This is a genomic window from Burkholderia sp. Bp9012 (assembly GCF_003853825.1).
In the GTDB taxonomy this organism is placed as follows: domain Bacteria; phylum Pseudomonadota; class Gammaproteobacteria; order Burkholderiales; family Burkholderiaceae; genus Burkholderia; species Burkholderia diffusa.
Genome location: NZ_QTQA01000048.1, coordinates 22,241 through 29,253, shown reverse-complemented (window position 1 = coordinate 29,253; position 7,013 = coordinate 22,241). Strand labels below are relative to the sequence as shown.

Genomic DNA, 7,013 nt, shown 5'->3' with positions numbered 1-7,013 from the left:
CTCGCGATTTGAATATAGGATCGATCTGAAAAGCCGTTTAGATGGGCGGCTAACTGTACAAAATTCATTTCAGCGCATACCCGATGGTTGCAATTTTGAGCGTGGGCCGCTGTTTGCCTGCCAGCCCACGCACACATCAGGACATCAGAACCTCAGAACGACACCGTCGTCGTCAGCGTGACGAGCCGCGGCTCGCCGACCGCGACGATCAGATTGCTGTTGCTCGACGGATAGTAGGTCTTGTCGAGCAGGTTCTTCACGTTGAGCTGGATGCGTGTCGGGAACTTGCCGATCGTCGTTTCATAGGCCGCGAAAGCATCGACGGTCACGTAGCCGGGCAGCGTGAAGCTGTTCGCGGTGTCGCCGGGCCGTGCGCCGACGAGCCGCGCGCCGCCGCCGAAGCGCCAGCGTCCGGGCAGGTTCGCGATCGCCGTGTCGTACACCGCGAACAGGCTGCCCATGTGGCGCGCGACGTTGACGAGCGGCGTGTTGCTGTCGCGGTCGTTCGCGTTCGTGTACGCGTAGCTGCCGATCAGACTCAGATGGCGCGTGAGCTGCCCCGCGACGTCGAGTTCGATCCCGCGCGAGCGCGCGGTGCCGATGGTCGACGTGATGTCGCCGACCGTGACCGCGACGTTGCGTTTGTCGATCTGATAGGCCGCGAGCGTGCCGGTGATGCCGGGCTTCAGGTTGAACTTCAGGCCGGCTTCCAGCACGCGGCCGAATTCCGGCGCGAGCGGCGCAGCCACGTTCGACGCGACGTTCGGCTTGAACGAGCGGCTCACGTTCGCATACGCGGTCAGCGACGGCGTGAGCGCATAGGCGAGCCCGAACTGCGGCAGCCACACGTTGCCGTGCGAGCGGTCGGCGAACACGAACGGCCGCCCCATTCCCGATTCCTGCTGCCAGTCCTCCCAGCGCAACCCGCCGACCGCGGTGAGCCGGTCGGTGATCTTCACGGAGTCCTGCACGATCATCGAGTACGTGTGGACCTTCGAAAGCGAATCGCTCTGCTTCGTGCTTACCGTGCCGCCGGGCGCGAGCAGGCCGTAGACGGGATCGTAGAGATCGAAGCCCCTGGTCGCGGTGCCGCGGATCGTGTCGCCGCGGAAGCTGCGCTGCCGCTCGTATTCGCCTCCAATGTAGAGCGCGTGGTTCATTCCCGCGAGCGTCAGGTTGCCGAGCAGGCCGAGCGTCGCGATCTGGTCGGAGTCGTTGCGTCCGAGGTTGGCGTCGGACGTGCGCGATAGCGCGCCGGTCGTGCTGTTGAAGGCGGTCGCGCGGGTGATGTATTGATCGTAGCGGTCGCGGCCCCAGCCGTAGGTCGCGCGCACGCGCCATGCGTCGGAGAAGCGGTGCTCGATGCGCGCGCGCAGCGTTTCCTGGATCCCGCTGCTTTGCGCCCACGCTTCCTCGTAGCGGCGATAGCGCAGTGTATCGTCGGGGCGGCCGTTCACGAGCACGGTGCCGCGATCGAACGGCGTCGTGTAGTCGACGTACTGGTAGCTGACGTCGATCGACGTGTTCGCGTCGTGCCACGACAGCGCGGGCGCGATCAGCGCATCGCGTTGGCGGCCGAAGCTGCGCCAGTAGCGGCTCGTGTCGTATTCGCCGGTGAGCCGGAACGCGAGCGTGCCGCCCGCGACCTGGCCCGGCTTGCCGAGCGGGCCGGTCAGGTCGAACTGCGCGCCGCTGCCGCCGTGGCTCGTGCGCGAGGCCGAGATCGAGCCGGCGAATGTTTCTTCCGGCTTGCGCGTGACGAGGTTGATCACGCCGCCCGGGTCCTGCATCCCGTACAGCAGCGAAGCGGGGCCCTTCAGCACTTCGACGCGGTCGATCGTCGCGAGGTAGCTGTGCAGCACCGGCGTGCGCACGCCGTCGACGAGCACGGAACCGTCGTTGTTCGAGCCGAAGCCGCGCTTGATGAACGCGTCGCGCGTGCCGCCGAGCGTGTTGGTCTGCGTCACGCCGCTGATGTTGCCGAGCACGTCGTCGAGCGAACGCGCCTGCTGGTCCTGCATCACGCTGCTGCTGACCACGGCAACTGATTGCGGAATCTCCTTGAGCGGACGATCGTCGCCGCCGGCGACGCTGCTGGTGCGCGGCTGGTAGCCGACGGTCGGATCAGTGGCCGCCGATGCGCTGACGCTGATCGTCGGCAGTTCGCGTTCGGGCGGCGCGGGCGTCGACGAGCCCGAGGGCGCGGCCGGCGAGGCCGTGGCGACAGGTTCGGCATCCGCATGCGCGCCGCTTGCGACGCAAAGGGTGATCAGGGCAGGCAGGCTCGCGCGCCACGGACGCAAGGTCCGCGCGCGGCGGGGCGGTCGACGGGATGGCATGAATCGATGAATGGACGGAGTGCTAAGGATGAAGGCGCGGGCCGCGGCGCTTCACTGATTCGCCGAGGCAGGACGCGCATGATATACGTAATGAGAATCGTTTGCAATTGTAACAAGGCCGATATGGACCGTGCATCGCGATTGCCGGGCCTTCGGCCGTCTGCTACCGTAGCGGCCAAAATCAGACGCAGTGAAATTCAATGAGAGCCGGGGGCCGCACCATGCCATCTTCCTGTCACGTCGCGTGCAGCGCGATGTTTTGCACCGCCGTCGACCATGCGGGTGGTGAAGTGACCGCAGCCGCGTTCCGCGATTCGAACGAATAAAGCAACGGCGGCACGATCGTCCGGGGTGGCGCCGGGCAGCCGGCGCCGCGCCTCGGTCAACGACTTCAACCACTACGCTTGACGGGAGACCACCCATGAAAAAGATTCCCGCGCCGTTCATGACGGCCGCGTTGGCCGCATGCGCGCTGCTGGCGGGCGTGTACCAGGCCGCCTGCGCCGCGCCGGCCGCCGAGCCCGCGATCGACGCGCACTACGGCACCGTGATCGAGGCCTATACGCAGGACATGGCCGCCGCGAAGACGAAATACGACGGCAAGCGCCTCGCGTTCGTCGGCGCCGTGATCCGGATGGGCAGCGACCCGGGCGGCACGTACTTCGGTGCGTTGACGACCGACGGGGAACAGTTCGATACGCATTTCGACGTGGCCGACCAGGCCGCGCTGAAACCGAAATTCCCCGGCGGCGAGATCAAGCCGTTCACGGCGTCCGCGAATTTCCGCTTCAGTTGCGAGAACGAAGGCTATATCGACGCGCCGGTGCTGCCCGGATTGAAGCTTTCGCATTGCCGGCTCGCCGATTGATCGACGGGCGATGTCCGGCGATCAGAACTTCTGCTGGATGCCGGCCATCACACCGAGCTGATTCATCCCGGTGCCGACCGTCCCGCCGGCGGCGACCGCGTTCGCGGCCAGCGTGCTGTTGAACATATAGCCCACCGACGTATAGACGGTCGTCCGCTTCGACAGGAAATAGTTCGCCCGGCCGACGAAGAGCGTGGCGTTCGTGCCGCCTTCGCCGTTTTCGCGGCGTTGCAGGTAGCGCACGCCTTGCAGGTCGAGCGCGAGGTAGGGTGTCGCGTAATACGTACCGCCGGCGAACACGATGTCGGCCTGCAGGTGTGCGGCCGCCGCGAGGTTGCGGCGGATCCAGCCGGCGCCGAGTTTCGCGGGGCCGATCTTCACGTAGCCGGCGACGATGTCGCGCGTGTCGGTGTACGCCGGATTGTTCAGCGGCGCGAGCGCGCCGCCGCCGCCGCGCATCACGTCGTGCGATGCGGCGACCCCGAAATTGCTCGCGTCATAGGCGAGCATCGCCGTGTATTGGCGGCAGGCTACGATGTCGCCGGGCACCTGTCCCCCGCAGCCCGTCGCGGACGGTCCCGCCGGCCCGGCCGCGTCGCGGCCGAAGCTGTAGGTCGCGCCGAGCGTCACGCCGTGGAACGTGCCCTTGTAGCCGATCGCATTGTCGCTGCGGGCGTTCGGCAGATACGAGTCGAAATCCGCCATCGAATGAATCGACGGGCCGATCACGTCGGCATTGGTCAGCACGATCATCGACATGTTCATCTGGCGGCCGAGGGTCAGCGCGCCGAAGGGACTGTTCACGCCCACGTTCGCCTGCCGCCCGAACAGACGCCCGCCGTAGTTCAGCGCACCGGTGCCGGGCTGGAAGCCGTTTTCGAGTACGAAGAACGCCTGGTAGCCGCCGCCGAGATCCTCGGTGCCTCGCAGGCCCCAGCGTGACGGCACTTCGCCGGTCAGCGTCGGCATCCCGGTGAACGTCCCGCCGTGTGCCGCATTGTTGTAGTAGGACACGCCGGTATCGATGATCCCGTACAGCGTGACGCTGCTTTGCGCACAGGCCGGTCCGGCCAGCGCCATCGCCGTCGCGAATACGACGCCCAGTTTCGTTTTCATGGCTGTCTCCAAACAGTATGTAGATATACTTATCGATTTTTCAGGCCCGGGGCATGCCGGGAATGCCGACGGGTATCGGCAGGACTGCGGGCGTCGCGCGTTACGAGATCGCCGGGTCGCGCTGCCGGTGCGGTGCCGCGGCGCGCCCGCCCGCCACGGCGACGGCGATCGCCGCGCCGGCCATCGGCACGAGGAACGCGAGATAGAGATGGGGCACGGACCAGCCGTCGTCCAGCAGCGCGCCGACCGTCATCGGCGACAGGATCGCGCCGAGTCGGCCGATGCCGACCGCGAGACCGATGCCGGTCGTACGGATCTCGGCGGGATAGGGCGTCGGCGACAACGCATACATGCCGGCCACGCACGCATTGATCACGGCGCCGAGGAAGATCGCGACGGTCATCCCGATGCCGAGCGAGCCGGTGTTCATGCCGAACACGACCATCAGCGCGCCGCCCAGCAACAGCGTCGCGCCCAGCAGGTTGCGCAGGCCGAACCGGGTGGACAGCAAGCTGAAGAGCGACGCGCCCGCGATGCCGCCGAGGTTGAGCAGCACGCCACCGGTCACGCCCTGCGATGCCGACAGCCCGGCCTGGACCAGCAGCTTCGGCGTCCAGCTGACGACGAAATAAAAGCTGCCCATCACGAGAAAGAACGCGATCCACAGCGCGATCGTGCGGCGCGTGAGCGGCGCGCGCAGCACGGCCGTCCAGCTCGACGCGGGGTTCGTCGTGTCGATGGACGCGGTCACGGCCGGCAGTGCGTCGATCGGCGCGCGCTTCATTCTCGCGAGGATGCGGTTGATTTTCTGCAGCGCGTCGTCCGGACGCCGTGCCAGCAGGAAGTCGAGCGATTCCGGCAGCAGTGCGAGCACCATCGGGATCGCCGTCAAGGTCAGGATGCCGCCGAACGCGAACACGCTGCGCCATCCCCACGTCGACAGCAGGTAGCCGGCGATGACCCCGCCGGCGGTGGCGCCGATCGCGTAACCGGTCGACTGCATGCCGATCGCGGCGCTGCGCCATTTGTTCGATGCGTATTCGCCGCTGATGACGGTCAGGCTCGCCAGCATGCCGCCGATGCCGAGCCCCGTGTACGCACGTGCGATCGCGAGTTGCAGCGTGCTGTGCGTGGCCGCGCAGGCGAGCATCCCGGTCGAGATGACGGCGAGGCAGAACAGGATGATGCGGCGGCGGCCGATGCGATCGGCCAGCGGCGCGATCAGCACCGAGCCGATCCCCATGCCGGCGAGCCCCGCGCTCAGCAGCAGGCCGATTTCCTTGCCGCTCAGTTTCCACTCGGCGGCCAGGTGCGGCGCGGCAAACGCGATGGCCAGCACGTCGAAGCCATCGAGCATGTTCAGCACGACGCAGGCCGTGACCGCCATCGTCTGGAACGTGCTCATCGGTGATGCGTCGATCGTATTGCGGATATTTGCACTCACGTCAAAGACCCTTCATAAAAATAGTACGACTAATCGAATTGGAAAAAATCGAAGCCGGTTTTGGCGAGCGGGGCGAACGCGAATGCGTGTGCTGTCTGCCAACCGCGATGAATGCCTGTCGCGACCGTCAGGCGTCGTTCGCGTAACCGTCGCGCCGGCGCGACGGTTACGCGGGTTCGGGTTGTTGCAGCAGCCGCTGGATCACGCGCCGCGCGCGATTGGGGCCCGCGTCGACGTGAATGTCGATCTGGTGGCTGTCCGGAAACCGAAGCTGATTCCGGTATTGCGCTTCGATCACGGTCTTGTCTTCATCGAACGTCGCCGCGGATTGCTCGATGACCGTTTGCGCGACGCGTTCGACGTCGTATTGCGGATTGGTCGCGACGGTCCAGAAATAGTGCGTCGTGGTGTCCGTCTCTGGCGTGATGCCGTGGAAGCCGCGCATGTGAAAGCCACCGCGCGCGGGATCGAGCAGGTCGCCGGTGCCGGCGTCCATCGCGCCGGTCCAGATCCGGATATGCGACACGTGGAATTCGATTTCCTGCCAGCGATCGACCCGGCCCGCGAACGGCCATGCGGCCGTGTAGGTCGGCGGCGGGTCGGAGTCCGGCATCCGGCGGACCAGCGTCACCGTATCGCCGTCGCTGCTGACGCAGGTTTCCGCACCCATGTGCAGCGGCGCGTTGCCGCCGATCGTTTTCAGGTGGACATAGCCGAGGTGGCTCAGATCCATCAGGTTGTCGTGAATCAGCTGATACGGTGCGTCGTAATGGTAGTTGCCGCCGCCGAACCGGTATTGCGGATCCGTGTGGAACGCATAGCGCGGCGGCGCGCAGGTTGGTTGGGCGTGCGCATCGGCGCCGATCCAGATCCATACGATCGCGTCCTGTTCCCGCGCCGGATACGACGACACACACGCCTTTGCCGGAATCCGGTCCTGCCCGGGAATCTCCACGCAGGTGCCGTCGCGGTCGAACAGCAGGCCGTGATAGCCGCAGCGCAGGCCGCGCGCTTCGAGCGAGCCGCACGACAGCGGCAGCGACTTGTGGCAGCAGCGATCTTCCAGCGCACCGACTTCCCCGGACGGCAACCGGAACAGCACGACCGGGCGGCCGAGCAGCGTGCGTGCGACGGGTTTGTCCGTCAGTTCGGACGACAGCGCGGCGACCCACCATCGGTCGACCGGGAATCGAGTTGTGTTGATGGGGGGCCGGGCAGGTTGCTCCATTGATCGTCTCCAGTATTG

General features: G+C 66.4%; 5 protein-coding genes. 1 reads left to right on the top strand and 4 read right to left on the bottom strand.

Annotated features, from left to right (window positions below; translation table 11 throughout):
* Positions 1-152: 152 nt before the first annotated feature.
* Positions 153-2,339, bottom strand: a complete 2,187-nt coding sequence (locus tag DIE11_RS35000; RefSeq protein WP_124629769.1) for a TonB-dependent siderophore receptor — start codon at positions 2,337-2,339, stop codon at positions 153-155.
* 421 nt (positions 2,340-2,760) lie between these two features.
* Here DIE11_RS35000 and DIE11_RS34995 point away from each other — a divergent pair, with 421 nt between their 5' ends.
* Positions 2,761-3,207 (top strand): hypothetical protein, encoded by a 447-nt coding sequence (locus DIE11_RS34995; protein ID WP_059599714.1) that lies wholly within the window; start codon positions 2,761-2,763, stop codon positions 3,205-3,207.
* Positions 3,208-3,228: 21 nt separating this feature from the next.
* Here DIE11_RS34995 and DIE11_RS34990 read toward each other — a convergent pair whose 3' ends face one another.
* The 3 genes from DIE11_RS34990 to DIE11_RS34980 all read right to left on the bottom strand — a co-directional run bounded on the left by DIE11_RS34990 (position 3,229) and on the right by DIE11_RS34980 (position 6,995).
* Positions 3,229-4,323, bottom strand: a complete 1,095-nt coding sequence (locus DIE11_RS34990; protein WP_124629768.1) for a porin — start codon at positions 4,321-4,323, stop codon at positions 3,229-3,231.
* A gap of 100 nt (positions 4,324-4,423) precedes the next feature.
* A complete protein-coding gene (locus DIE11_RS34985) occupies positions 4,424-5,767 on the bottom strand; it encodes an MFS transporter (protein ID WP_124629767.1) in 1,344 nt (447 codons plus the stop codon).
* A gap of 166 nt (positions 5,768-5,933) precedes the next feature.
* Complete coding sequence (locus DIE11_RS34980) at positions 5,934-6,995, bottom strand: Rieske 2Fe-2S domain-containing protein (protein ID WP_124629766.1); 1,062 nt, start codon at positions 6,993-6,995, stop codon at positions 5,934-5,936.
* Between the last annotated feature and the right edge of the window lie 18 nt (positions 6,996-7,013).